The 25,641-nt window shown below is 54.2% G+C and carries 17 protein-coding genes and 4 pseudogenes; 10 read left to right on the plus strand and 11 right to left on the minus strand.

Annotated elements, in window-relative coordinates:
* Window positions 1-321 precede the first annotated feature (321 nt).
* Window positions 322-672, minus strand: a pseudogene (locus tag GST84_22860) (hypothetical protein).
* 2,176 nt (window positions 673-2,848) lie between these two features.
* Between GST84_22860 and GST84_22865 the strand changes: the two are divergent.
* On the plus strand, window positions 2,849-4,945 hold the full coding sequence (locus GST84_22865) for an AAA family ATPase (GenBank protein ID XGB15022.1): 2,097 nt from the start codon (window positions 2,849-2,851) through the stop codon (window positions 4,943-4,945).
* 73 nt (window positions 4,946-5,018) lie between these two features.
* The gene (locus GST84_22870) at window positions 5,019-6,035 is read left to right on the plus strand and encodes a WYL domain-containing protein (protein ID XGB15023.1); all 1,017 of its coding nucleotides are present in this window, start codon (window positions 5,019-5,021) and stop codon (window positions 6,033-6,035) included.
* A 322-nt stretch (window positions 6,036-6,357) separates the two neighbouring features.
* Here the strand turns inward: GST84_22870 and GST84_22875 are convergent, their stop codons facing one another.
* From GST84_22875 to GST84_22895, 5 genes are all read right to left on the minus strand, one after another.
* Complete coding sequence (locus GST84_22875; protein XGB15024.1) at window positions 6,358-6,576, minus strand: hypothetical protein; 219 nt, start codon at window positions 6,574-6,576, stop codon at window positions 6,358-6,360.
* Between the two features lie 58 nt (window positions 6,577-6,634).
* A complete protein-coding gene (locus GST84_22880; protein ID XGB15025.1) occupies window positions 6,635-7,195 on the minus strand; it encodes a hypothetical protein in 561 nt (186 codons plus the stop codon).
* On the minus strand, window positions 7,192-7,707 hold the full coding sequence (locus GST84_22885; GenBank protein ID XGB15026.1) for a hypothetical protein: 516 nt from the start codon (window positions 7,705-7,707) through the stop codon (window positions 7,192-7,194). Before GST84_22885 ends, GST84_22880 begins: the two co-directional genes overlap by 4 nt.
* 42 nt (window positions 7,708-7,749) lie before the next feature.
* Window positions 7,750-8,577, minus strand: a complete 828-nt coding sequence (locus GST84_22890) for an HNH endonuclease (protein XGB15027.1) — start codon at window positions 8,575-8,577, stop codon at window positions 7,750-7,752.
* Between the two features lie 74 nt (window positions 8,578-8,651).
* Window positions 8,652-8,927: a hypothetical protein gene (locus GST84_22895; GenBank protein XGB15028.1), complete on the minus strand. Its 276-nt coding sequence runs from the start codon at window positions 8,925-8,927 to the stop codon at window positions 8,652-8,654.
* Window positions 8,928-9,029: 102 nt separating this feature from the next.
* On the opposite strand from GST84_22895, the gene GST84_22900 reads away from it, so the two are divergent.
* Both GST84_22900 and GST84_22905 read left to right on the plus strand, forming a co-directional pair.
* The gene (locus GST84_22900; GenBank protein ID XGB15029.1) at window positions 9,030-9,905 is read left to right on the plus strand and encodes a WYL domain-containing protein; all 876 of its coding nucleotides are present in this window, start codon (window positions 9,030-9,032) and stop codon (window positions 9,903-9,905) included.
* Window positions 9,906-10,001: 96 nt separating this feature from the next.
* The gene (locus tag GST84_22905; GenBank protein ID XGB15030.1) at window positions 10,002-10,685 is read left to right on the plus strand and encodes a hypothetical protein; all 684 of its coding nucleotides are present in this window, start codon (window positions 10,002-10,004) and stop codon (window positions 10,683-10,685) included.
* 166 nt (window positions 10,686-10,851) lie between these two features.
* Here the strand turns inward: GST84_22905 and GST84_22910 are convergent.
* Window positions 10,852-11,070, minus strand: a pseudogene (locus tag GST84_22910) (ATP-binding domain-containing protein).
* Window positions 11,071-11,190: 120 nt separating this feature from the next.
* Between GST84_22910 and GST84_22915 the strand changes: the two are divergent.
* The 3 genes and pseudogenes from GST84_22915 to GST84_22925 all read left to right on the plus strand — a co-directional run bounded on the left by GST84_22915 (window position 11,191) and on the right by GST84_22925 (window position 14,581).
* Window positions 11,191-11,484 carry an IS3 family transposase gene (locus GST84_22915; GenBank protein ID XGB15031.1) on the plus strand — a complete coding sequence of 98 codons (294 nt, stop codon included), beginning with the start codon at window positions 11,191-11,193 and terminating at the stop codon, window positions 11,482-11,484.
* Window positions 11,481-12,344 (plus strand): IS3 family transposase, encoded by an 864-nt coding sequence (locus tag GST84_22920; protein XGB15032.1) that lies wholly within the window; start codon window positions 11,481-11,483, stop codon window positions 12,342-12,344. Before GST84_22915 ends, GST84_22920 begins: the two co-directional genes overlap by 4 nt.
* Window positions 12,345-12,530: 186 nt before the next feature.
* Window positions 12,531-14,581 (plus strand): annotated as a pseudogene (locus GST84_22925) (PD-(D/E)XK nuclease family protein).
* A 324-nt stretch (window positions 14,582-14,905) separates the two neighbouring features.
* Here GST84_22925 and GST84_22930 read toward each other — a convergent pair.
* The 3 genes from GST84_22930 to GST84_22940 all read right to left on the minus strand — a co-directional run bounded on the left by GST84_22930 (window position 14,906) and on the right by GST84_22940 (window position 17,193).
* Window positions 14,906-15,505 (minus strand): inovirus-type Gp2 protein, encoded by a 600-nt coding sequence (locus GST84_22930; GenBank protein ID XGB15826.1) that lies wholly within the window; start codon window positions 15,503-15,505, stop codon window positions 14,906-14,908.
* Window positions 15,506-16,075: 570 nt separating this feature from the next.
* Window positions 16,076-16,255: an AlpA family phage regulatory protein gene (locus tag GST84_22935; protein ID XGB15033.1), complete on the minus strand. Its 180-nt coding sequence runs from the start codon at window positions 16,253-16,255 to the stop codon at window positions 16,076-16,078.
* 29 nt (window positions 16,256-16,284) lie between these two features.
* Complete coding sequence (locus GST84_22940; protein ID XGB15034.1) at window positions 16,285-17,193, minus strand: hypothetical protein; 909 nt, start codon at window positions 17,191-17,193, stop codon at window positions 16,285-16,287.
* Window positions 17,194-17,854: 661 nt separating this feature from the next.
* On the opposite strand from GST84_22940, the gene GST84_22945 reads away from it, so the two are divergent.
* The 3 genes from GST84_22945 (at window position 17,855) to GST84_22955 (ending at window position 25,202) form a co-directional block, all read left to right on the plus strand.
* A complete protein-coding gene (locus GST84_22945; GenBank protein ID XGB15035.1) occupies window positions 17,855-18,529 on the plus strand; it encodes a hypothetical protein in 675 nt (224 codons plus the stop codon).
* Window positions 18,530-20,253: 1,724 nt separating this feature from the next.
* Window positions 20,254-23,499, plus strand: a complete 3,246-nt coding sequence (locus GST84_22950; protein ID XGB15036.1) for a DUF726 domain-containing protein — start codon at window positions 20,254-20,256, stop codon at window positions 23,497-23,499.
* The gene (locus tag GST84_22955) at window positions 23,499-25,202 is read left to right on the plus strand and encodes a labile enterotoxin output A (GenBank protein ID XGB15037.1); all 1,704 of its coding nucleotides are present in this window, start codon (window positions 23,499-23,501) and stop codon (window positions 25,200-25,202) included. The genes GST84_22950 and GST84_22955 overlap by 1 nt, the downstream gene beginning before the upstream one ends.
* Before the next feature lie 64 nt (window positions 25,203-25,266).
* On the opposite strand, the pseudogene GST84_22960 reads toward GST84_22955, so the two are convergent.
* Window positions 25,267-25,573 (minus strand): annotated as a pseudogene (locus GST84_22960) (IS21 family transposase).
* Between the last annotated feature and the right edge of the window lie 68 nt (window positions 25,574-25,641).

Consider the following 25,641-nt stretch of genomic DNA (forward strand, 5'->3'; position numbering starts at 1 on the left):
AGGGTGCGTTGCTGCATAATGCTGCCAATGCCCAACGAGCGCATACCTGTGCCAGGTGTCGCATCCTGTACATCCATACCGTTCTGGAAGCCAGAGCTAACCAGACTGGCGTCAACCATTCCTTGGGAGCGCTCTGGCATGAACCAGTTCACCTGTAACTGAGTGCCGTTATCTCCGTGGATAGCCATCTTTACCATGCCGCGACGGTGCTTTTCGCCGCTGGGCAGGGGTTGGCTAACCCAGCACCCAGCAACGTGAATTAGGCTTTGATCAGGCATCGTTCAAGATTTCCTTGTTCGTTTGCGAGGCCATTGCATACGCCTCTACAGGCAGGGGTTTGTCACTCACATAGCTGCCTGGCTCCTGAGGGTGCTTGGTTTGAAACACACCAAAAGCACGTAGTTTGGCTGTACGCTCAATACCCAATGGATCTCCCATGCCAAGGTCGCTGTACTCCTCGACAGGTAGCTCATGAGGGCTGCAGAAATTAAATGGCTGATTGGCGGGTAAACAGCCCTGTAGGTTGGAAACCCGAAACCAGAGAAAGCGGTTGAACGAACGAAATGCTCGGCGAAGGCTAGGCCTGCCGTACCAATCCTCGAACAACGATTCGATGAACTGCTCGAGCTCTTCTATTTGCGGCAACGATTCAAAGGACCTAACCAGCAGCAAGGCTGTCGGCCATGACATCACATACTGCGACAGGTTGCTTGAGCCGCTCCTGTCGTACGCAATCCAATAGTAGTCGTTCTCAGTCCAGAGCACCTTCACATGAGCAGCCAAGATCAGCTCCTCAGGGGTCATCCCTTTGTCAATTTCGCGCTCCAGCGCCAGCCGCGTGGCACCCCAGCCGCTCATCACAAAAATCTGCTGAACCAAGGGCAGCATCGCCAATGACCAGCCTGCTCTGCTGATCAGCTCTATGGCTTTCTGCAGAGCTCGATCTTCACGGCTAACCCTCTCATCAGGCAACTCTGCATCAGAACATGAGCTTTCTAAGCTGTCATAAATGTCATCCGGGTCGAAGGCATATGCAGCATATTCGTCATCGATATCTCGATCATCAATGACAAACTCATCAATCACATCAAAATTGAGCTCATCCTGCTCGACCAGGATCTCATCATTATCAAAGAAGTCATTCTCAGGTTCATAGCTATCCTGCAGATCAACTTGAGCCTCCCCGAAGAGGGGCTCGGATTCATTTCGAGCGCCCAGTTCTATGCCACCAACCAACTCTTGAATATCGCTGTCGCTGTAGTAACTCTCTGAACCAGCAGGTCTCGGCTTATCGAGCGGTGCTTTCTCAGGTGTCAGAGGCTGTCCAAAAGCTGCATCGCAGAGGTCGTCGACCGCCGTTACGGATACCCGTATTGAGTGTGACGGCTCTACTTTCGAGTGAGGTGCATGGCGCACCAAGATCTTGGTCCCATGCGGCGTTGACGCCACTTCAACCGACTTGCGTGCCCGAGACAATGACAGGGTTTTACACTGCTCGGTAGAAGTGGCACACGTATCCTCAGCAGCTACAGGCACAAAAACTGGCGAAATGACCGTTTCGTTGCCGTCGCTCGCCTCCAGACCATGAGCGAGGCCTGCCAAATAAGACTCTTCGGGCTGCGACTTGACCGGTTCAGCGACTTCATCCTGCCAGATTGAGGAGGCGTCTAGTCCGGCAAAAACGCTGGCATCGGAGGTAATGTATTCCAGATCTGCCGCTGTAACTGCCTCGTCATCCATCTCTAAGGCGTGAACAACTGCTTGGGGCTGCTCAATGAAAGCGATCTTCTGCCTTCTCGCCAGCAAAGCACGCTGCATCACAGCCGCAGCCTGCTGCGGACGACGCTGCAACATGTAGACTCGCCCTAAAAGATCTAGAAGTTCGGGATCTTCGTCCTCAGCAAGTGCCTCCTCCAGCAGCTCCTCTACAGCAACCAGTTTTCCCGAGCTCACCAGGACGTTGACTGATTGCAGCAGTGGTTCACGGTTGCGGACTTTGCGAATAGGCGAACGAGCAGCCTTATGACGCTCTAACAGGAGAATCAGCTCAAGCTTCTTCATGATGCCTAGCAGATCCGGATGATCCCGCAGGAAGTCGCTGACCACACTCTTGGCCTGGTCTAGTTGCCCATCACGTAGGATCTGGCCACACGAGCGCAACCAGTCGTCGGTTGCTCGCTCCGTCAACAGATCCCGAACTCGCTTTTCCAACTCTGTGCTGCCGCGTTCCGCCAGCAAATCCCACAGGCTGTGCAACAGGTCTTCCCAATCCATTCTTGCCTCCAAACGTCCCTCAACTCATGGCCAAGACATGGGTACACCGTACCTGACTGGTCAGACGTAGAACTCTGTTTTTGTCGCAGCCGGGTTACTTCTACCCTCGGCTGCATCCGAAGCCATGAGCGCCCTCTCGATAACGCTTAGTAGTAGCATCCGACCACAACTGCACGACTGTGGAAAGTTACTCGGCAAGTTGGTGCCATTGATCATACACTTGATGCTGGAGAAGCCCGACACGCTCTGGGGTGATGCCTGCTATCCGGTTGTGCGGCCCTGAGTCGCCGAAGCATTAACGCCCGTCAGCATTTGCCTTGCGCCACGCTTCGTTCTCTCGCTCCATTTCCTTGTAATGCTGGTACAGTTCAAAACCCTTTTTGGCTATCACCACCAGGCCAACCGTCGCCAACAGGTTCTTCAGCATTGTTCATTCCTCTTCGATCAATGTTGTAGATGCCACACTAAGCGTCAGGCACGACAGCTTGTGTCGCGCCTGGCCAAGCACCGACACGACACATTTTGACCACCTATCCCTCCATCCTGGTACCTCCGAAGCATCAGGACGTCCACCATGGGTACTCGATTCCCCCCCTTCGCCTTCGACGGCCGTCGCGCTGTCGACACTTGCGCACTCTCTCTGAAATGGAGTTTCCAGCTGCTGCTGGACCTGGGGGGGCATCGCACCTTCATTGGCCGACACGGGTTCAATGATGACGATCTGGCCTATGAGCTGGCCCTGGAGAAATGGTTGGACGATGACCAATACAAACCCGCCCCTGCCTTGGCAGCTCTACGCAAGAGCGCTCGTACCTTCCAGGCCACTCATCCACAGGTAGACTACCCAGACAACCTGGCGGCCAATCTTGATGCGCTGGGAGTGCTGTTGGGCCTGTCCGAGGCGGAGCTTCAAGTGCTCGGCTTCTGCGTACTGATGCACTGCGACCCGACCCTCAGCGATGCCACGGACCAGTTGGGGATGCTGGGGTTCAAACGTGCAATGAAAGTGTTGTCCGTACTGCTCGGGCTGCCACTACCGACTGTGGAAACCTGCCTAGCCCACAACAGCCCACTGATGCGCACCGGCCTGCTGGAAATCAGCACCAGCCACCGTGCGGCAATGGCGCTGAGCTCGATGTTGTCGGTGAGCAACCAAGACCTACCTGGCCTCCTGCGCTTCAGCAGAGGTACACCGTTGGAGCTGTTTTCCTACGCATTCCGTCTGAGCCCGCCTGGCACCTTGAACGCAGAGCACTACAGCCATGTCAGGCAGCCGTTGACCATCGCCGAACGCTACCTGAGCAAGGTCCTCGCCCAACCGCGCCCAGGTGTGAACATTCTACTTTACGGTCCACCCGGTACGGGCAAGACGCAACTAAGCCGGCTGCTTGCAAAAACCCTGGGCTGCGCGCTGTATGAGGTGGCCTGCACCGATAGCCTCGGCGATCCGGTATCGGCAAAGCAACGCCTGTGTTCCTTGCGCGCGGCCAATAGCGTGTTGCATGCGCAACGCGCCTTGCTGGTACTGGATGAAATCGAAGATGTATTCCAGGCCGCCAGCGCCGAAACCGGCAAGCGCTCGCAGAAGGGCTGGATCAACCGCATGCTGGAAGAAAACACCCTGCCGTGCTTCTGGCTCAGCAACAGCATTGAAGCCATCGACGCTGCACATATACGCCGCTTCGACCTGGTCATCGAAATCCCGAATCCGCCCCTGGCACAGCGTCGGCAAATGCTTCGCGAATGTGGCGCAGGCAAGTTGGGCAATGCATTGGTGGAACACCTCAGTGCGCATGACCAGGTGACACCGGCCGTACTGGAGCGTGCGGTGCGCGTGGGACGCAGCGTAGCGCCGCGCGCCAGCAAGGTGCTGGACAACACCATCCGCTGCATCGTCGACGGCACCTTGAAAGCACAAGGCGTCGAGAAGCTGCAGTGCAATGAGCGTTTGCTGCCAGCATTCTATTCGCCCGCCTGGATCAACGCAGACCAGCCCCTCGACGGGCTGGTCGACGGCTTGCGCTCCCACGCCCAGGCACGCCTGTGCTTCTACGGGCCGCCGGGCACTGGCAAAACGGCGTTTGGCCACTGGCTGGCGCAAGAGCTGGGCAAAACCTTGATGGTTAAGCGCGTCTCCGACCTGGTATCGCCCTACGTGGGTACGACCGAGCAGAATTTGGCGCAGGCATTCGATCGTGCCCAGCAAGAAGACGCGGTTCTTCTACTGGATGAGGTCGACAGCTTTCTGCAGGACCGGCGCAAGGCGCGGCAAAGCTGGGAGGTCACAGCGGTCAATGAAATGCTCACGCAAATGGAAAGCTATCGAGGACTGTTCATTGCCTCGACCAACCTGATGAGCGACCTGGATGAAGCCTCTTTGCGCCGCTTCGACCTCAAGGTGCATTTCGGCTACCTGAAAGCCGCCCAGGTGCAGGCACTGTTTTGCGCCCACCTCAAGGCACTGGCGCTCAAGGACCCGCAAAACGCTGCTGCAGCGCGCTTGCGTGGGGAAACCTGCCTAACTCCCGGCGACTTCGCAGCCGCCGCGAGACGCGGGCGGTTCAAACCCTTCGCCAACGCCAACGAGCTGGCCACCGCGTTGATTGCCGAATGCCGCTTGAAGTCCGCGGGGCAACAGCGCCCCATCGGTTTCGGGCAGTGGACAAACTAAAGCTTGCAGGTTTTTCTCCGTTAGGCAGACTAAGCGCTCTTGCTAGCCAAAGGCCAGCTTCGAAACTACAAGGATGATTCTCTTGCCTTCAGCTAAGACCCACAGCGCGTTGAATCGGCAATGGGAGCTGCTGCGGCAGCTGCCGAAACGCGCTCCCGGCATCACCGTGAGTGAGCTGCTGGCCCGACTGACGACCGCAGGCTACTCTATCAGCCGCCGCAGCATCGAGCGCGACCTGCGTGACCTGTCGCTGGTATTTCCGTTGCAGTGCAACGACGGTGGAACGCCCTTCGGTTGGTATTGGAAGCCGGGCGTGAGCGTCGAGTTGCAGGGCATCACCCTGACTGAAGCCGTCAGTCTGGCGCTGGTCGAAGATGCCGTGCGCCCGCTCCTTCCAGGCAGCATGTTGAGCGCGCTGGAACCACGCTTCGAGCATGCCCGGCAAAAGCTCAAAGGCCTCGAAGACGGCAACCCCGCCGCCCGCTGGCCCAACAAAGTGGCGAGCGTTCGACCAGACTTCAATCTTCGAGCACCGGAAATTCAGGCAGAAATGTTGGAGGCACTGCAACACGCCCTGATCAGCGAGCAGCAAGTCCATTGTCAGTACTATTCGGCACACACCGACAAACTCAGTGAAATGACTCTCAACCCCCTGGCCATTGTCCAGCGCGGGTTGATCACATATCTCATCGCCACCGCCGTACCCTATACCGATGTCCGTCAGTTCGCGGTGCATCGCTTTCGCGCGGTAACGGTACTCGAAACTCCGTGCCAAGGGCTGGAGACGTTCGAACTGCAAACCTACCTGGCCACTGACGCCTTACAGTTTGGAAAACCGGAGAAGATCCAACTCAAGGCCTGGGTGAGCGAACACCAGGCAAGGTTGATTCGAGAGACGCCGTTGAGCACGGACATGGTGCTAAATGAACTGTCTGATGGTTTTCAGGTACAGGCGACCGTCAACAATACCTGGCAACTGCACTGGTGGATTTTGTCTTTGGGTGATTCGTTGGTAGTCCAGGAACCGCCGGAGTTACGCCAGCAGATGGGAGACACATTCCGGCGGGCGGCTGCAGCGTATGCAAAATAGGAAGGCCAGGTGAGCTTGGTGTAATCCAACCAGAGGGAATCCAGCCTGGCGGATCAATGCTCATTGCCTAGGGCGGAACGGTCGTTCCAACTTGGCCTTGAGGATTTCTAGCTGGGTAGCCGGCCGGACATCTAATGCGGTGTGCCGGCATGAGGGACAGTTGGAAAACCAGTCGACCCCCTCACGCAGCGCATCGCTGGGTGGCACCGTCGTTTTACACCAGTGGCATTGAGGGCAGGTGAATGTAAAGGGATGGGGTGGCCAAGGCATAAAGATAACCTGTCAGTTGTAGAACATATGGCGTCGTCGACGCTGCACTGCGTCAGGGCGAATCACTGACGCGCTTGTCCAGCTCCTGTTTCATCTCATTGTATTCATGGGAGAACTCGTAGCCCTTTTTTACAACGACGACGACGACGCCAATAATTGAGAACAGATTTTTCATGCTGCGCTCCCTTATGGTGGCCTGACTCAAGCGGTTCGGATCGATGTAAACCATACGTTCTGCTAATGAGGCGAGCATGAGGGAGTAGCGCGACAAGACGTGTCGTGATCGGATGATCCATCGACGTTTTGCTTACGACTGCACCCTTTTCGCACTACTCCAGCAAGAGCCCATTGACCAATCGATAAGCCTCAGGCAACGCCATTTTCCCGCCTTCCACCGCCTCGATCAGTCGCAGCGCCTTATCGGCACTGAGGACATCTTTTTCGATCACCTCTCGAAGTGACGAAATAAATCCGGACTTGTCCAACAACGTGACTGTCCCCATGCGCTCCTTGGCCTCCACCTCGGCCAATCGCTCCTGATACACCAGCAACAACTCCCGCTTGCGCCCCTCTGACATTGCGCCGCCACGAATCCAGCGGGAGACCCCGTAGGCCAGAACGCCACCGGCTGCCGCAGTACCTAAAGCCCAGCCAAGTGGCGTCGCTGCCACGGCAGTAACACCGACCCAACTGGCGGCCGTCGTGAGAACCGGGATACTGGTCGCACCAGCAATACCTGCCACAGTACCGGCTGCGGCGGCGCCGAGGCCGATACCGAGTGTGCTGATGCCCACTTCCCCCAAGATGCGTACACGGTCTTGGGGCGTGCGTTCTAGCTCGTCAATAACCTTGAGCAGCTGCTTTTTGCTGATCTTTGGCTGCCGACTCATGAGGGCTTCACCGGAGTCAGTTCAGCCATGGCAGCCTGGAGCGTTTCAATGAATAGATCGAGATACGTCCGAGCGATCTCCATCAAATTCTGCGGAAGTGCCAGCAGACTCACACCGTTCCCGCTATTGGTTGGTTGCTTATCGCTTTGATGACCGGAGACCGCGATCGTCAGGCCCAGCAACGCACCCAGGGGCGCCAATATCGAACCGAGCAGCGGTATCGCAGCAACCAGCGAAGCAATGGCCGCGCCCATTAGGGAGCCAACGGCCAGCCCCTTGTGCGCGGTGATGAATTCGCGCAACTTCATCACGATCAGCTTGCCGATGGAAACAACCTTGTTACCAATACGCTGAGTCACGTTAATCAGCTCTTTGAGTCGTACGGCGATTTCGGGCGACAGACCACATTCGCGCAACCAGATATAAAGATCACTACTGGCCATGGAATCACTTTCAGCTTGCATGAGTGCTAGCTCCAGCTCGGCTTGAGCCTTTGAAATGATTGACTTCATCGCACTTCCTTTTTCAGTGTTATGTGATATTCAGTTCAGTGGCTAGCCACTGAATACGTGCTCACGATGCCAAGCCAAGTAGTTCAAATGACGGTCATGAAGGCGACGTAATCGGCATTGCGGGTTAATCCCAAGTGCCAGTTGCAGTTCAGTCGTCAAGGCTTGCGCAATAACAACATCGCCCTCGTCGGTGAAGGTTATCAGCCCCTGGTCAAAGGCTTGATCCAGGTTGGGCGTCAGAAGCAGTCCGTTGAAGGGATCGAGGCGCTCCAGATGCGTCGCGTCACGCCAGGGTTTGATGTGAGAAGCGCGCAGCATGGAAGCGAGCGCTACACCGCTGACGGCGCAACCTTGCCAATGCTTGAGCAGAGCGTGGCGATAAACGCCTTGTCCTACTCGCGCTCGAACAATGGCTTCGCGCTCGGTACTCTCAATTTGCTGCCCAAGTGATGATTGCTCGAATAACTCAATCAGGCTGAATTCATCTTCCAATCGCTGCTCGATGCCCGATTCGCCGGTAAGCACTGCGAACAGGCTACGTAAGTCTTCGTCATTCGCCAAATTGACCGCAATACCGGTATTGCTGGTTGAGCCCGGCGCAAGCGGAAATTTTTCCAGGCTGGTGCTTTTATATGTCTCATTGGGAGCGCCCTGCGTGAATGCCTTGATTTGCTCCCAATGCACTGACTTGCGGTATGCCGGGTGCAGAACCAATGGTTGGAGTCCTACGGCGCCGGTAGCTTTATGCTTGACGAATAGCGGGTACTCAATCGCCGGATGTACATAGCCTCTAGCGTAGGCCTTTTCTTTGTACTTCAAGCTGCAACCATGGCTTTCCAGTAACCTGCAAATTTCCAGCGAATCGAGCATGCGTTCCTCCTGATGTTTACAACGTATCGGCGCCTATAACGAGGACCTTGAATAAAGGCCCTCGTGCCTCACACCTAAGGCAGCAAAGCCTGCAAAATCTCCACCTTGCGCTGCAGCTGCTCCACATGAGCCTTCTCCGCCCGCAGCGCCGATTTCAACTCACGATTTTCCTCGGCATGCCAGCTCATCCGCTGCTGGCGCTCCTTCGTGGTCGCATGCCAATGCTCGAGCAATCTCCAGGCTTTGTTAGTCTGCAGATACTGCACCAAAAGCATCAGCAGGATCATCAACAGCATCAGCATCGCTACCGACGCTATCCAATCCCAACCATTCATAAACATGTCCCTCATGTCGTAAACTCCAAACCCGCTAGAGTCACGATATGTAGTACTTAGCGACACGTCTAGAATGTAGAATTATACAGGTAAAGTATTCACTCACATGGAGGCGACATGAAACGCAAGCAAACCATCGCGCAGGTCCGTTGGGACCTCGCCCTTCGCTACCGACTGATCGAAACGGTCGCATGGTGGGAAGGCCGGCTGACCACAGTGCACTTGATGCAGAGCTTCGGTATCAGTCGTCAGCAGGCATCCAAGGACATCAACACCTACATCACCGAGCATGCGCCCAAAAACCTTACATATGATCGACAGATCAAGGGTTACGTGCCGAGCAAACAGTTCAAGCCTCTGTTCATCGATGACAGCGCCAGCGCCTACCTGCACCTGCTTTACCAGAACAATGCTCGAGCCCCACACGTCGAGGGGCTGGCGTTGGCCTACGCCCATACCAAAGTGCTGGAGGTGCCTGATCGCTCGATCAAGGCCGAGATACTTCGCCCCCTGCTCAAGGCTTGCCGGGAACATCTGCGCCTGGACATTGACTACGTTTCACTGAACAGCCCCAAGCCTGAAGGGCGAACCATCGCGCCGCATACGCTGGTCTACACAGGTATGCGCTGGCATGTGCGTGCCTACTGCGAAAAAAACCGAGAATACCGGGACTTTGTATTGAGCCGATTACGCGGTATCCCTGAGTTGATGGACGGTGAAACCGAGAATGGCATCTCGAACGACGATCAATGGAATAGCGAAGTCAATGTCATGATCAAGCCCGATGAACGCCTGACGCTGATGCAGAAAGCGATCATCGAGGAGGATTTCGGGATGGTCGATGGGCGATTGCAGATTCCCTGCCGCCAGGCGCTGGTCAAGTATGTGTTGCAGCGCTATCAGATTGATCCAAAGAACATGGACCCGAAACCTGAGGCGCAACAGATCGTGGTGGAGAACCTAAAGGAGTTGAAACCCTGGCTGTATGACTAATTCAGGCACCTGAAACGCCAACCCCTGACGCAATGCGACACGATCTGTCGCACGAGGTGATTACGCTTTGATCAGCCACCACGAGAGAACTCGACATTGAAAAATACGGAAGCCATGACGCTGGTGGAAACCACGTTCACTAAAGTTCTTAACGCCAAAACCGTGCTAGCGTTGAAAACCATAGTTGACACCGATCCCCTGCTGAAAAAAAAGCAGATGGACCGCACCAAATATCCGGAACTGCAGCTTGAATTGTCGGCACAGGACGTCGCCTGCCTTGCTGACAAAGTGGACGAAGATCTGCGTCTGCATGCTGACCTTAGCGGGCGACTTGAAACACCCCTGGAAAAACTACTTTACGCCCTAGCCTGGAAAAACGGCGATTTACAGAAAGTGGGGCACATCATCAAGGGTGCGAAAGATGCCTTGCCGACATCGCTGAATAAAGGCCCAGGACAAGTGTTCAGACAGTTCGGTCGGCATCTGGCCGACTCTTCGGAGCCGATTGTCGACCAGCACGTCCTTCGTGCCTTCCAACTTTACAAACTCCATGAAGAAACGAAAACACCCGCCCCGGACGCGGTGACAGCCATCCGCAAGAAGATCAACTGGGACAACGAAGTCATCTGGATCGAGCACTACAAGACCTGGCTCAATGAACACTTCGGCGAGCGCAAATGTGCCGAGAAAAAATTCGTCGTGAACATCGACATGGTGCTCTTCGCGCTCGGACGGGCGGTCAAAATCACTAGCAAGCGTGGCAGCAGCACAGAAGTATAATCGAGGAAAACGCCATGAAAACCTACAAAGCCTTCATGCAACGTGTGGTCGCTACCGCAGGCCCTCAGGCCAACTTCACCATTACTGTTCAGGCGGTGACCTCTGCCATGGCAAAGGTCACTGCTGAAGCTCAGTATCCAGGCTACAAATGCCTGAACGCCCCCACTCAGGTACGTTGAAGTTTTGCCAGCTCATCCCGCAGTTGCAGCGCCAGCCCGCTGGTGCGCTGCACATTGCGACTCACCGCTCCTTCAAACACCCCTGAGCTGGCTTCGACCATGCTGAACCAGCGTTTGGCCCGGGTGATGGCGATGTACAGCAGCTCCTTGGTCAATACCGGGGTCAGCGCATCGGGCAACACCAAGGCCGTGTGGTTGAACTCCGACGGGAGTCGCCTGCAAGGGCCGCAAGCAATGCTTTATCTGCGTCTGGATTTTATTCTGGGCCTGCCCCGTGACAACGGACGCCAAGAAGCGATACTTACATCGCTATCTTGGAGGTTGTCATGTACCCAACCACTCGCCGCAATTACACCGATGAGTTCAAGATTCAGGCCGTTGCGCTGGCTGAAACGCTTGGCAGGACGGAAGCTGCTCGCCAGCTGGAGATGTCTGTGAAAACGTTGGACAACTGGGTCAACGCTTCCCGCAACGGCCAGCCGTTGAGCTCTCCTGACCGTCGCGCAATCACCAGAGAGGACAGCGAGTTAGCACGATTGCGAGCCGAGAACGCCGAGCTGAAACTGGAGCGTGAAATCCTAAAAAAGGCGGCGGTATTCTTTGCCAAAGAGTCCAGGTGAGATACGCCTTCGTCGCTGTAGAACGGGCTCAGTTCCCGGTGCGTCTGTTGTGCCGGGTAATGGGTGTCTCGGTTTCAGGGTTTTACGACTATCAGCATCGCCAAGGCCGTCCAGATCCGGATGCACAAATTCGCATCGATCTACACAAGGTTTACGCGGCTAGCCGCAAGACCTATGGCCGACCACGGCTAGTCGAGGCGCTACGGCAGCAGGCCTATGCAGTAGGTCACAAGCGCATTGACCGGCTAATGCATGAAGAACATATACAGGGCCGATCCAAGGGCGGTTTCAGACCGTGCACCACCGACAGTCACCATGCGCTGCCAGTGGCGAGCAATTTATTGGGTCGTCAGTTCTCCGTTCAAAGCTCCACCCCAGCCTGGGTCAGTGATATCACTTACATCGCTACGAAAGAGGGCTGGCTTTATCTGGCAGTGGTACTGAGCATCCAAACCCGCCAAGTGCTGGGTTACAGCCTGGCGGACAGGATGCCTGACGACTTGGTCGAGCGCGCTTTCATGAACGCTTGGAACGCATGTTTGGGCGTCTACGGAGTGATTTTCCATTCCGACCAAGGGCGCCAGTACGCGAGCAGCAGGTTTCGTCTCGCTTTGGCCAAGAAGGGCTTCGCGCAAAGCATGAGTCGGAGAGGAAACTGCTGGGATAACGCCGTAGCTGAGAGTTTCTTCGCTACATTGAAGAGAGAGGAAGCCTACGCGGTCTACCCCACAAAGAAACAGGCTCACCTGGCAATTGCCAGCTACATCCATGGGTTCTACAACAGCTGTCGACTGCATTCAGCATTGGGTTACCGTTCACCGAACGAATACGCAAAAGGCTTAAGGCAGTTGGCTCTGTAGCCAGCTTCTTGGCGTCCGCTGTCACGGGGCAGGCCCATTCCTCCCATTACATTTTTTCCGCCATTACTCGGTGTCCGCCAAATTTTGCGTTAAGGACCTTATCGCCCTGGCCTCAAATTCCATAAGCTTTAATCACATTTCGCCGCCACCCAATCAACCTCAAGACCATTCACAAGGAGCGTCAACGTGACTGAAATGCGCATCACGTTCGGAATGCAATTAGACGGCCAGCGTGCAACCCTGGCGTGTAATCGGCTGGGGGTTTTGACAGTCGGGCCACAGGGCTTGCTGGATATTCTGGAAACTCAACTGGGTCTGGTGGCACGCCAGCCTTGCGCGGCGCAACGCACAGCTGCGTATCGGGATTGCCTGGCACACTGCAATAACGCCCTGCGCTTCTATCACGCCAGTTTTTCCGCTGATGAACTGGGTGTGGCCGCTGCGTTGCTGGCCTGGCGGGATGACTTGTATCTGCACGGTTGGGATGGGCGCGTAAATGCAGATGCCAGCCAGCGCCTCAAGGACCTTGCCGAAGTTGAGATTAAAGCCCGCGAGATGGTTGCGCCTTCGCTGGGGCAACGCCTGCAAAATGTTGCCGTGGCTCTGGCTAAGCGATGCGCCCCCATCAAGTCCGTGCTGCTGGCTGATGATTGGGACGTGTATCCATCTGGCTGGCAAGCGGTGTTGCATCACCTACCTCACGAGCGCCTCGAGACGCCGGTGGGCAAAGCGCATGGCTTTCTAGGACAGCTGCAGGCGCTATTGCGCAAGAGCCTTGCAGGTGAGCAGGTGACGCCAATGCCGTGGCAAGAAGATGGCACAGTAAAGGTGGTTCAGGCTCAGACTCGGGTGTTGGCGGCGAGCTGGCTGAGCCGCTCACTGGGAGATGGCGCGCAGACCTTGCTGGTGGCCAGCACTGAGGGGGGCTGCCTTGACGGTCATTTGGTCGGTGCAAACCAGGCTCGCCATGGCCTGAATGGCAGCAGCGATTTGCGGCCGGCCCTGCAGATATTACCACTCGCGATGGAATTGCTTTGGGCGCCGCTGAATTATCCCGTGCTGTTGCAGTTTCTGACCCATCCGATATGCCCAATTCGGCTATTTGCCCGTCGACAGTTGGCGACCAAGGTATCGAGCATGCCCGGCATTGTCGGAGCCGAATGGGAAAAAGTACTCGAACGTATCGCAGAACACTACGGTGCCGAAGCGCCTCACGTAAGGGCATCTATTGACGACTGGCTCGAAACTCCAGCGTTCAGTCCTGACGAAGGCGCACCACTGAATGAAGTTCTGCTGCGCGTCCAACGCTTGCTGGCGTTCTTTCAACCGCGCCTGGGGCACAAAGAACCTGCTCACAGTCTGGCTGCTCGGGCGGGTTACGCGCAGTGCGAGGCTGCTTTGGAAGCACTCGAGACGCTTCAGCTTCAAGGCGTCGAGCAGTTGCGGCCCGGCAGTTGCAGCAGGTCATCGAGCAAGCTACTGCGAGCGGTACAGATAATCCGCTGTTGGCTGCCCAGGTCGGCGCCCATTTGACTGTTTCTCGTCCGGGCGCCGCCATTGAGTGCTCGGACACTGTGGTGTGGTGGAATCTGACCATGCCGTCATTGCCTGCAATTTCGCCTTGGTCCAGGGCCGAGCTGCTGCAACTGGCAGGAGCCGGTGTTGCGCTGCCCGACGGGACGACACTACTGGCTCAGGCTGCCCAGGACTGGCTACGGCCTGTTCTGGCGGCGAATTACCAGCTGACGCTGGTGCTGCCGCCGCCACACGAGGAGAGTCACCCTCTTTGGCAGATGATCGAAGCGGTTGTACAGCACCCGAAAGTACACGCGCTGGAGGAACTTCTGCTTGCGCCAGGCCCACTCTGTCAGCCCCAACCATCGGTTCCTCTACCGATGCGCAAGCGCTGGTGGAAATTGCCGGCAGACATACCGTTGGCGATGCCGGAGAAAGCCTCTTTTTCGAGCCTCAACCTGCTGCTGTTCAACCCTTACCAATGGCTGCTTCAGTATGGGGCCAAGATACAGCCATCCAAAAGTCTCAGCCTAAGCGACAGCTTCCTTTTGAACGGTTCGCTCACCCACCGTTTGGCTGAGCACTTTTTCAACCGAGCGGACGCGCTGACCATGAACGCTACCGACTTCGACGCATGGTTCTCGATTCATTTCCAGCGCGTAGTGCGCGAGGAAGGGGCAGTGCTGTTGATGGAAGGTCGCGGCGCCGATCTCGCAACGCTGACGTCCAGGACGAGCCGAGCAATCGCTTCAGATGACCTAGAAACCACGCGCTATGTCGAACCAAGGCCCGCCAGTTTGTTCATCCATAACCGGCTGGCTTTCCACTTACCACATCCAGTGGACACATCTTCAGGATATGTCGTCATACTGGACACACTAACAATGGGCACCCGCTTTCATTGGCTCAGGGACCATGGCCGTGAGGAAAACAAACAACACCGGATCGAACACCACCATTGTGATGGCCAGCTGAATCAGGGCTGGCCAGTACCCGAAAGCCAATAGCTCAGATGAAGGGGAGGCCAACAGAGCGCTACCATTGGCTTACCCCCGACTGCATCCGAAGCCATGAGCGCCCTCCCCATAACGCTTTGTCGCAGCTTTGCAAAGGTAGCTGGCTCGATGAAACAGCTCAGGTAACTGATCCACGTTACCCGGCCGGACTTCCCGATCTACTCGGTATTCTGCATTAGACGGGATATGCACCAAGCCCCTCACTTGCTCAACCTCGCACTTCAACGCACTCGCCCAAGCCTCCTGCATACGGGTGATCATATTAGGCCTCTGTGGCTGCAACCGCCCGACTGTGTAGTAGGCGTCTCTGTTGAGCAGGATCAGCAGGTGGTAATGCTGTCGCCCTCCCTCGCTCCTCTCTCTCGCCCAGACGTAACGCACTCTGCAGTCATGGGCGTACTTGTTTTGCTCACGTGCCTTATCACGGTTGTGCTCAATTTTGGCTTTGAACGACTCGATGAACCTACTGATCACACGATTTGACAGAATATCATCCGGAAACCCCATCCGACGCGAAAGACGCAGGTCCACCCTGAATGCGATCACCCTAGGGTACTGATCAAATGTGAGGTTTATGGTACGCCATAGTGTTTCTAGGTACTCATGTATGAACGGTCCTTTTTCCACCATTACCGGAAGCCCTTGAAAAGTATCCGCTGTATGCAGATGAAGATTACGGTTTTCGGAGAAACGAAGCATGGTTACCATCTACTCTACTGAAGTTCATATCTTCAGCCAGCTTGGTAGTTATTTACATGCTCACCACAACCCATTGAGTCAGACCTCAATGGGGTCATCACGCAGACACCAACGCTTAATATCGATCTCCTAAACCATACTGCCAATTAGAAGGCATAAGGCACAAGCCATACAATCACGATAGATACCCTTCAGAGATGCATCCATGCCTTTAACTTAATGTTTCAATATTCATCAACCTCTACATGAGCGTTAGACGAAAACTATTAGAAGGTAGCAATTAAATCATTAAAGCATACTACCCACACCGAAAACCCTTGCAGTAGAAACCCAAAAGAAAATCAAAGCATTCCTGTTCAGAGTCAGGACAATCAACGCCACCGAAAGGTCCTGCAAAAAAACATTATGTCCGGGAGTCAACCGGACATAATGTTTTCATTGAAAGGAAATTAAACAAACAAGAAGCAGACCAGATGCCAAGGACAAGCTCATCAAGACCTACTAATTGCGTTCCACTAACCTAGACTGAATCCAGGAATGAACCTCAGACTCCAACCAGCCAACAGAGCGCCCGCCTAACGAAAGAGGCTTCGGAAATACCCCTTCAGCAACGTACTTATACACCGTAGATCGGGCCAGACCAGTAATTTCAATAACCGTTTTCATTCTAAGTATGCGCATGACCAACTCCTCAAATCCGTACACAGGATCTAGGAAGTCGGTAAAGAGTTACTGCCCATTACTGGTACACAGAGCGATTTACCCCGATACCGATAGCGCGTAGGAGTATGAACCTGAAAAAAAAGCCCATAACGATAACGGTCAATTTCAGGCAGTTCCTCCTCACTTGAAAACCACTCGCACGCAGGCTCGCCAAGATTGCTCTCATTCATGACATAGCATTCTCCTGCTCGAAAACTATTACCAGGAACAATCAACAGAGACCGACCAACAGCAAACCGCCCAAAGTATGGACCGGGCTCAAAACTCGGCAGGATCTGCAACCCGGCAATTTCGTGCGAAAAACCCTTAACACTTAAAACCAAACTCTGCATACGCCTAGCCATCAAAACAGCGACTACATAAATGAACTCAAAATACAGCTCACCTCGAAGGCCGTCACCCGTGAAATCTCGCCCTGAGCCCGTTCCTTTTTTGAAGTCTTTCTTGATTCGCACCTGCAATTCATCATCAGAGTTAAACTGACCTAGCTCCAAGGCATTCCAATGTTTGGACAGCAGCCCTGACGCGTACTCTTCCAATCTAACCTGAAGCGCTCTCGACGAGCCTCTATCCTTGGCTAAAGAAGAAAACAACCCCGCCAGCTCATTAAATCTATCGCTATCAGGCAGTATTCCAGAGTACTTTTTATGCCTCTCGAACGACAGTCCTTTGCCAAGCTGCGCAGAGCCAATGATGGCTGCAACCTCACTCATCCCCCCCGAATCCCCACTGGATTTCGAGACAAAAGTTAACACTATCGCGCCCGAACTACCTTTTTGAAAAAAATCATGATGAAAATTAATAAAGTAAACTGACTTTGAAACTCCCAATGCAACAGACGTTGCAACACCAGGAATCACCCCCCTCATGACCCTCAGAGCGATCAGTTTGTGCACCTGGGCCTTTATTCGATCTCGATTCAGACCAGTAGCCTGGGACAGCCTGGATACTCCGATTCCCCGTACAACCCCAAATTGATCGGCGTACAGAAGCAGAGTGGACAGTAGCAACCGATTACAAACACTCAAGCCACCCTTACAATTTTCCGCAGAAGGGTTTAGCACGTGATCAATCTTCGGTCTATTCATCACATTGAGCTTATTATTTTCGCCTTCTAACAATCTAGACAATTTATTTGAAGCCCGATACCCACTCTTGGGGCGTCCCCGCCCGCAGACGATAGGTGTGCGTATTAAAAGACCTTCAGCCACCAATTCAGACAGAGCGCTAGTTACCACACGATCCGTAGCACCTGAGGCCTTGGCAAACTCCTTAACCCCGATTGTGATCGATTCCCACAGCCCGTACATCTGCACGAACCTTACAAGGACAAGCTTCGTCTCAGGGCTAATCCCAGCCAATTCCAGCCCCAACAGAACGCAGTGCATCACCCACCCTCAACTCTTCAGGAAGGCAGCTATTAAATCGCAGAATAACACCCTATTTCAAGAGCATAAATAATAGAATACGCTACTACGTAACGTCACTCCGTAACGCAACACTAAAAATCATTCCATATAACCTTTAGTTCTGATAAACGCATTAGCGAGGAATTCATTGGAAAAGGCACAAAACAGACTTGGATGGATAGAAAAAGACAACCCAAACATGCTGAAGTGGGCCATCCGATACCTAAACAACCACAGAGCAAATATTCCCGAGCAAACCACCTACGACGGGCTTATAAGGAAGTCTGAGAAATGGCCTGAAAGCAGTGAAATACGAGAGCTTTTAAGAAAGATGAAAGGCGCCTGGCGCCAAAAGAAACTGAGAGAAAGCCTAAATGGAAAAAAGCCCAGCAACTTTATACTTTCGACGTCAGCAAAGAAATGCCTGGAAAATTTAGCCAAATCAAGACGCAGCAACATAACTGAAACACTGGAATGGTTAATTAGAAATGGGCTTGAAGTAAAAAGCCAATACCGCGACCAACTCAACGAGTTAAACAAGTCCCACCGCAAACAACTCGACAGTTATGAAATAGCAGCTGTCACTCTCACTGAAAAACTAAGCGAAACCCTAACCGAAACCTGCAAATTAATGCTTCAAATTAAAACATTAACCCCCTCCCCAGAAAGTCTTCCAACCCCACAAAAGGACCAGATCGAAAAACTTTTCAGAAAGAAAAAATCAACACTCTTGAAATCAAATACAATCATAAAAAGAGACTCCATACGAATACATGAAAGACAGATACAACCAACAACCCATTACCTTGAGCAGGAGCAATGAAGAGCTCATAAAAATCACCCAATCAGTACTGCAACCGAAAAATCATCAATAACCAGGATGATAGACCGCACCCTGCGCTCAGAATTTCATATCCGCTTTATAGTTATCCGGTGATCGCTTTTGATTTCGGCACGGCCCTGTAATTACACCGATAACTTTCAATAACATTTACTTGCCAACCCGATGCTTCCTACTTCTGAAGATACGACTTGGAGTAGCACTAAGACCAATCTATAGCATGTCATCCATCACCTCTTTACAAACTTCCCTAGCCTGGCCACTGATACCAAATCACACCCATACTGGGAAAGTCCCCTGCCATAACCAAGTTCTCCAGAAGTATTCCGTCAAGTCTGTTACGGGAGATGCTGCGCTATCACTTTAGGTAGTCTTGGAGGAAGCTCCGCCAGTTTAGCAGCACTAGTTAGATCCTTTTTAGCAAAATCACAATCCTCAAGGACTATCTTCATATAGACGACAAGAAAATACTTAAAAGCCAAACCTCGACCAAAGTTCTCCGAGCCTGCTCTTCATTGACTGGCCATTTCAGCCAAGACAGCCCCAACACCTGGTCGTTTGGACCGACAGAAACACTCCCAAGAGTAACTAATAAAAAATACAAATTCTTTATGCCTCGCAAGGTGGGTGCTTTCAGGGTGACGACAGAACCATCGCATATATTCGTAAGCGTCAAGAACGGTCATACCAATCGCATGACTAGCTCATTACAGTCGGGCGAAAGCCAACTTCCTGCCAGGAGTTGAGTGATCAACCTCCAAGGACATCCTTATACAACCAAAATCAAAGACATCAATCATGATTTATCATTCATGCCCATAGCGTCGACCATGTAAGCGTAAGACTGAATCATCTGACGAAACTCGGTGAGATATCCAGCCTGATTATAACTTGTCCGGATTTTGCTTCTCTCTGCATGCGCCAATTAACGCTCAATCACGTCCGAGCGAGATCCCATCTAGTTGAGCATGGTCCAGGAGCTGGCGCGAATGCCAGGGGCTGAAAAGCCGATGCGGCCCTTACCATTCAATCCCATGCGTTCGGGTGTTCGACTCAATGTCGTTGCTGTCATGCACTCGTTCGGCTTGCGATAGTTAGGAAATAGCAGCCGACGCCCTCCGTACAGGTGGGCAGCTCACGTAGTAATCGACCGACGGAAGACGTCATTTGACAGGATCCAGATCAAACCCCGCTCACTTCGTGCATCAGCCAGGCCGATCTCCAGGTAAGTGGTAAAGGAACGATATAGCAAAAGCACACACATCAAGACGCCCCAGGGTACCAAGCAAATCCTATCGGCACTCCCAATGGCATCCCCAAAAACTACCTATTCAGTACTTTAAAATCACTAGCTTACTCTATCTGATCAGATTAACCCCGGCGCTCGACTTACCCTACCAAGTCTACCCCCCTACAGCCCGAAGTGCATGCAACAACCTCGCTAAGGCTCCCTCCCCCAACATTTCTCTCCTTCCGGGCGAGTCCGGCAACCATGGCAAACCGCCATTAAAACAAGGTAAATTCGCCACAGAAATGAGGTCAACAACCGCCGCCCGGCTCAAGACAACAAGGAAGTAGCGATGCTCATCCCTAGGGAAACTCCTCCCAAGCACCTGCCCCTGCCGCACCTGACTCCAGCCATCCCGTACTACCGCTCTCCACGAATGCTGCTCGAAAAGCAGCATGGCCGTAGATAGGAAGCCTTCATGCCTCAACCATTCCGTTTCCAGAGTGCACGGCCCGCCGGCTCCAGCGCCACAGAAGCTAACATCTTTATCCACGGCTACAGCGCCGGGCATAGCGATGAGGACAAGCAGCTTCTGCTCGACAGGATCCCCGAGCAGCTAAAGCACTACACCAACATTTTCGCGTTCTGGCCTTCGAATCATATCTTCCGGTTCGACAAATCTTCGCTCTGGAAAATTGGTTCAGCTGGTCTAGGGGCCGGAGCCACGTTCATCGGCGCGCCCACGGGTTCTCTAGGGCTTGTGGGCACTCTCGCCCGAGACCGGATGGGTAACTTCACTCAGGCTCGCGCACGCGCGGAAAGCATGGGTACGGTATTACTCGACCAACTTCAGGACTACCTGAACAGCCACCATCCACAGATCAAGACCATCAACCTGATCGGCCACTCGCTCGGCGGCCGACTGGTCATCAGCAGTCTGAAAAGCTTTTCGAGCAGGCAACAGTTGATCATCAACGATGTACTGCTGATGGCGGCAGCCGTCGAGGTCACCGCTATCGAGGCACGCAAAATGCGCGGCGCACTTCAGGGCCGATTGATCAATGCCTATTCGAAGGCAGACAAGACCCTGCTGCTGAACTTGGGTGAATCTTGCCTAGGGCGTAACGAAGCCGAGCACTTCGAGAGCATCGAGATGAATGACTTCGGCCACACCGATTACTGGGAGCGGCTGCCCGAAGTACTGACCAAATCACGCTTCAAAGCGTGCTTACCGCCCTCCCCAGAGCCCACTCAATCATCCGCTGCAGAAAAAAAGCCAACCCGCGCGCCCAAACAACCCGCCAAAGCAAACACGATGAAACTCGAACTGAACAGCCCACGTGACGTTTACCAGCAAATCAATGATGAACTGGCACTGATCATTGCTGAACTGCGACACCCTTCGGAAGACGAGGCCTTGAACCAGGCCCGAGAAGAGGCGCTCCAGCGCCTCAACGAACATCGCACAGCCCTTTACGAGCGGCTCGCCGAACTTGAGAAGAACGCCGAGTGGAACACATTCACCATTGCATTCTATGGAGAGACCGGCGCGGGCAAATCGACCCTGATCGAAACCTTGCGCATTCTGCTACAAGAGCCCGGCAAGCGGGCCAACCAGCAAGCATTCCGCAAGTTGCGCGAGCAGTATGGGATGACCGAAGAAAAACTGCAGCAGTTGCAACAGGACATCAAGCAAACCGAAGCGCAAATTGACGAGCTGACGCAGCAACTGAGTGCCACAATGCGGCAGTTCGAACAACCCTTCAGTGAAGCCCAGAGCGCACTCGACCAAGCTGATGCCCGATCCAGCGAATTGCATCAACAACTTGGGACGGAGTTCGAACAACACGAGCAGGCGCATAAGGATGCCCTCGCGGCCGTTACCAGGCTGCATACGCTTCTCGCCACACGCAAAAGCACCGCCTCTCTCTGGCAGAAGCTCTTGAGCCTGTTCAGGAAGATGCCCGAAGAAATCGAGCTGAATGAGGTCACCGCCTCACTGGCCGAGACCACGCAGGCACGCGACAACGCCGCAGCTATCCTAAACGCCGAACAACAGAAGACCCGCCAAGAACGCCTTGCGCTAGAGCGGCAACTGGACTCGATAACGACGGCGCGCAACGACGCCAGTGCGGCACTTACCGCCCAACAGGCACAGGCAGCCCAACAGCAACAGACGCTCGTTCAGCAGCGCCTGGAAAGTGAGAGCCAGCTGGCAGACCTGGTTGGACAGCTCCAGCTGCATGCCGATGGTGAAATCATCGGTGACGGCCGTGCCGACTATACCCGAGAGACACAGCGCTACGAGTTCGAGCTAGACGGCCAGCCATTCGCACTGCTGGATGTACCAGGTATCGAAGGCAAGGAAGGCCTGGTACTCGAGCAGATAGAACGCGCAGTGCAGACGGCTCATGCAGTGTTCTATGTCACTAACCAGCCAGCACCGCCCCAAACGGGCGATGGGCAACACCAAGGTACACTGGAGAAGATCAAGCAGCACCTGGGGGCGCAAACCGAAGTCTGGACCATTTTCAACAAGAAGATCACCAACCCCGGGCATTCTTTGGGCAACAGACCGCTGGTTTCCGATGACGAAAGCATCAGCCTTGCTGGGCTGGACGAGAAGATGGGCGAGCAGCTTGGCAAACACTATCAGGAGGTGTTTTCACTGAGCGCGCTGCCGGCATTCCTCGCCTCCACCGACCATCTTGCGCCAGGCTCGCAGAATGCCAAACGTCGCATCAAAGCGCTTGAGGACTTCGGTGCCGACGAGTTGCTGGAAAAGTCCCGTCTGCGTGCCTTCCTGCAACTGCTTGGTGACCGGTTGATCCTTAACGGCAAAGCCAAGATCGTCCGGGCCAACTTCAACAAGGCCAATGATGCGCTCAACCAGACCACCACGACACTTTCAGGCGTGCAACAAACCCTGAGCGCCCTGTCGAGAAAGCTCTCTCAGGAAGAGCAAAGTGCCAAAAGCCAGCTGAGCAGTAGCTACCAGGCGCTGAAAAAGCGGCTGGAAGCATGCGGCGAGACCTTGATCGATGACTTCGCCAGCAACGTGCGCAACAGCGTCTACAAACGGATCGAAGCAGATATCAGTAACGACGCGTTCAAAAGCACCCTGACCGAGGAGCTTGAAACCCAGCAAAAACTGCTGGGCAAGCAGCTACCGGAAGCTGTGAACGCAGAGGTCGGCAAATTCCAGAAGGCGGCCGAAGATATTCTCAAACGCTTCGAAAAACATGCCCAAGAACTGACTGCGAGCTATGCAAAGCTGGGCAGCATGCGCTTCAACGAGCATTTCAACCTCAACATAAAAATCGATAGCGGCATCAATGTCATCGGGCTGCTGGCCAGCCTTGCGGGGATAGCTGCGGCACCATTTACAGGCGGGGCCAGTCTCTGGTTCGTGGGCGCCTCGGTAATTGCCGCACTAGTCTCGGTCGGTAAAGCCATTTTTAGCGCGCTCAGCTCAGACTACAAAAAGTCTCAACAACGTCAGGCCCTTGATAAGAATCTGCGCAGCGCTACCGAGCAACTGCGCGAAACACTACACGCAAGCCTGGATGCTGCCCTGAACGATATGCAGGAAACTATCGAGCAACTTGACCATGCACTGGAAGCACCTGCCAAACAGGCTGCAAACCAGGTGAACACGCTGTCTCGCTCGACCAACCGCCTGAAAATTCTCTCCCGCCAAATCGAAATCGCAGGAAACTTATAATGGAAAACACCCTCAAGACGTTCAAGGCCCAACAGGCGAGCGCACTGACATTGCTCGACAGGCTGCAAGACTTTCTCGGGCAAGGCGCGCAGGCCGGAATACCGATTGATCCTGCGTTGATCGGCAAGCTGCAGAATGTAATCAACAGTGTGTCCGGTGAAAAACTCAAGGTCGCTCTGATTGGCGGCTTTTCTGAGGGCAAGACCTCTATCGCGGCGGCCTGGATGGAAAAGCTGGATAAGTCCAGCATGAAAATTAGCCATCAGGAGTCATCCAATGAAGTGAAAGTCTACGAGGTCGGCGAAGACTTCGTGCTGATCGACACCCCCGGGCTGTTCGGCTTCAAGGAGCAGGAAAATGCCGAAACGCACAGCCTCGAAAAGTACAAGGACATTACCAAGAAGTACGTGAGCGAATCGCACCTGGTGCTTTACGTGATGAACTCGACCAACCCTATCAAGGAAAGCCACAAGGATGACCTGATCTGGTTGTTCCGCACTCTGGGCCTACTGCCCCGCACAGTGTTCGTCCTCAGCCGCTTCGATGAAGTGGCCGATGTAGAGGACGAGCAGGACTACCAGTCCAACCTGCAGGTCAAACGCGACAACGTGGTAGGTCGACTTCGTGAACAGATCGGACTGACCGACAAGGAGGCGACCGAGCTATCCATTGTCGCCGTCGCCGCCAACCCTTTCGACTTGGGTGTCGAGCACTGGCTGGCCAACCTCGAGCAGTTCAAAGAGCTGTCGCATATTGAAACCTTGCAGACGGCTACCACAGGCAAAATCCAACAGAACGGAGGCAGCGTCGCGCTGGCCAACGAAATGCGCGCCAGCGTGATCCGTGACGTGCTCAACAACCAACTGCCTGTTGCCATCGAGAACGATGAGAGGGTTGCACAGGAGGTTGGCCGGCTTGACGAGCTCAACACGCGTCTGGTCAAACAGCTGGCAGTGACCGGGCAGCAAATCGAAGATGCACGCATCAACCTACGCAACTTTGCCGCACGCTACTTCTCTGACCTGATCCTTCAAGCCAAGGGTTCCAGCCTGGAAACCTTCGGTGACTTTTTCGAGCGAGAAATTGGCGCAGAAGGCATTATCGTGTCCACTCGCCTGCAGAACGAGTTCAGCCGTCAGACCCAGTCGATCACGCTTGAGGTCGAGAAGATGCAGGTTGGCTTCGACAGTGAGGTCAACCACTTCAATACCACCGTCAAGGCACTGGGCAAGCAAGGCATCAACCATGTGCTCAAAGGCAACCTAATCAACAACACCACGGTACTGGCCGCGCGCGATGGCCTGACGACGATTGCCAAGACGGTGGGCATGGATATTGGTAAGTACCTGAAGTTCAAGCCATGGGGTGCCGTGAAGTTTGCCAAAGGAGCAAACGGAGCACTGGCCTTCATCGGGGTGGCGCTTGAGGCCTGGGATAGCTGGGAGCAATACAAACGCGAAGAAGCGTTCAAGAAGACTGTTGTTGAAATAGTCAGCAATTTCGAGAAGCAGCGCCAGGACTTCCTTGACTTGGTCAATTCCGAACGCTTCAAAGAACAGTTCTTCCCCGACTACCTGCTGCTCAACACACGTCGACAAGAATTGCAGGCCAATGTGGATGAAAGCCATTTACGTCAGCAGCGCTTCCAAGCATGGCGCGTTGAGGCCGAAGCCATCGACGCAGAATTCAAAAGATTGAACTGACTCGCTTCAAGCGCCTGTTGCACAACGCAGCGGGCGCCTGACGACTGAGCTACCTTCTCGGAGACCAGTCGTAGCTGAACTGATCTCGATCAAACAGTCGCTCATGGCTGACAATCACACCATCATCGGAAATAACGACGATCCGCGGGGGGATAGAGCCGACTGCTGACCCACTGTCCAACACGCTCGCAGGGTACTGAATAGCAATTGCGAGCCCAGTTGATCAGGGATGTGCTGGAAACACGATCCGTGCCCTCTAGATAGCCGTCGAAATGCGTTGGCATCGGCATCATTTCGACGCGCTCCAGTTCCAAGACTTCGACGACGGTAAGGCCGTTGTACTGCGGGTGGATCAGCTCGTACCACCTGGATCAGTTTTCGATCAGCGGTGACTAATAGCACCACATCAGGACGCCCAAAGTACCAAGCAAATCCTATT

The sequence above is a fragment of the Pseudomonas putida genome, from assembly GCA_041879295.1.
Taxonomy (GTDB): Bacteria; Pseudomonadota; Gammaproteobacteria; order Pseudomonadales; family Pseudomonadaceae; genus Aquipseudomonas; species Aquipseudomonas putida_Y.

Coding starts and splice junctions, on each gene's coding strand:
- GST84_22890 (XGB15027.1), bottom strand. CDS start 8,577: ATGCTCGATTCGCTGGAAATTTGCAGGTTACTGGAAAGCCATGGTTGC.
- GST84_22930 (XGB15826.1), bottom strand. CDS start 15,505: ATGGTGGAAAAAGGACCGTTCATACATGAGTACCTAGAAACACTATGG.
- GST84_22900 (XGB15029.1), top strand. CDS start 9,030: ATGAAACGCAAGCAAACCATCGCGCAGGTCCGTTGGGACCTCGCCCTT.
- GST84_22865 (XGB15022.1), top strand. CDS start 2,849: ATGGGTACTCGATTCCCCCCCTTCGCCTTCGACGGCCGTCGCGCTGTC.
- GST84_22885 (XGB15026.1), bottom strand. CDS start 7,707: ATGAAGTCAATCATTTCAAAGGCTCAAGCCGAGCTGGAGCTAGCACTC.
- GST84_22955 (XGB15037.1), top strand. CDS start 23,499: ATGGAAAACACCCTCAAGACGTTCAAGGCCCAACAGGCGAGCGCACTG.
- GST84_22915 (XGB15031.1), top strand. CDS start 11,191: ATGTACCCAACCACTCGCCGCAATTACACCGATGAGTTCAAGATTCAG.
- GST84_22870 (XGB15023.1), top strand. CDS start 5,019: ATGATTCTCTTGCCTTCAGCTAAGACCCACAGCGCGTTGAATCGGCAA.
- GST84_22950 (XGB15036.1), top strand. CDS start 20,254: ATGCCTCAACCATTCCGTTTCCAGAGTGCACGGCCCGCCGGCTCCAGC.
- GST84_22935 (XGB15033.1), bottom strand. CDS start 16,255: ATGCGCATACTTAGAATGAAAACGGTTATTGAAATTACTGGTCTGGCC.
- GST84_22880 (XGB15025.1), bottom strand. CDS start 7,195: ATGAGTCGGCAGCCAAAGATCAGCAAAAAGCAGCTGCTCAAGGTTATT.
- GST84_22895 (XGB15028.1), bottom strand. CDS start 8,927: ATGAGGGACATGTTTATGAATGGTTGGGATTGGATAGCGTCGGTAGCG.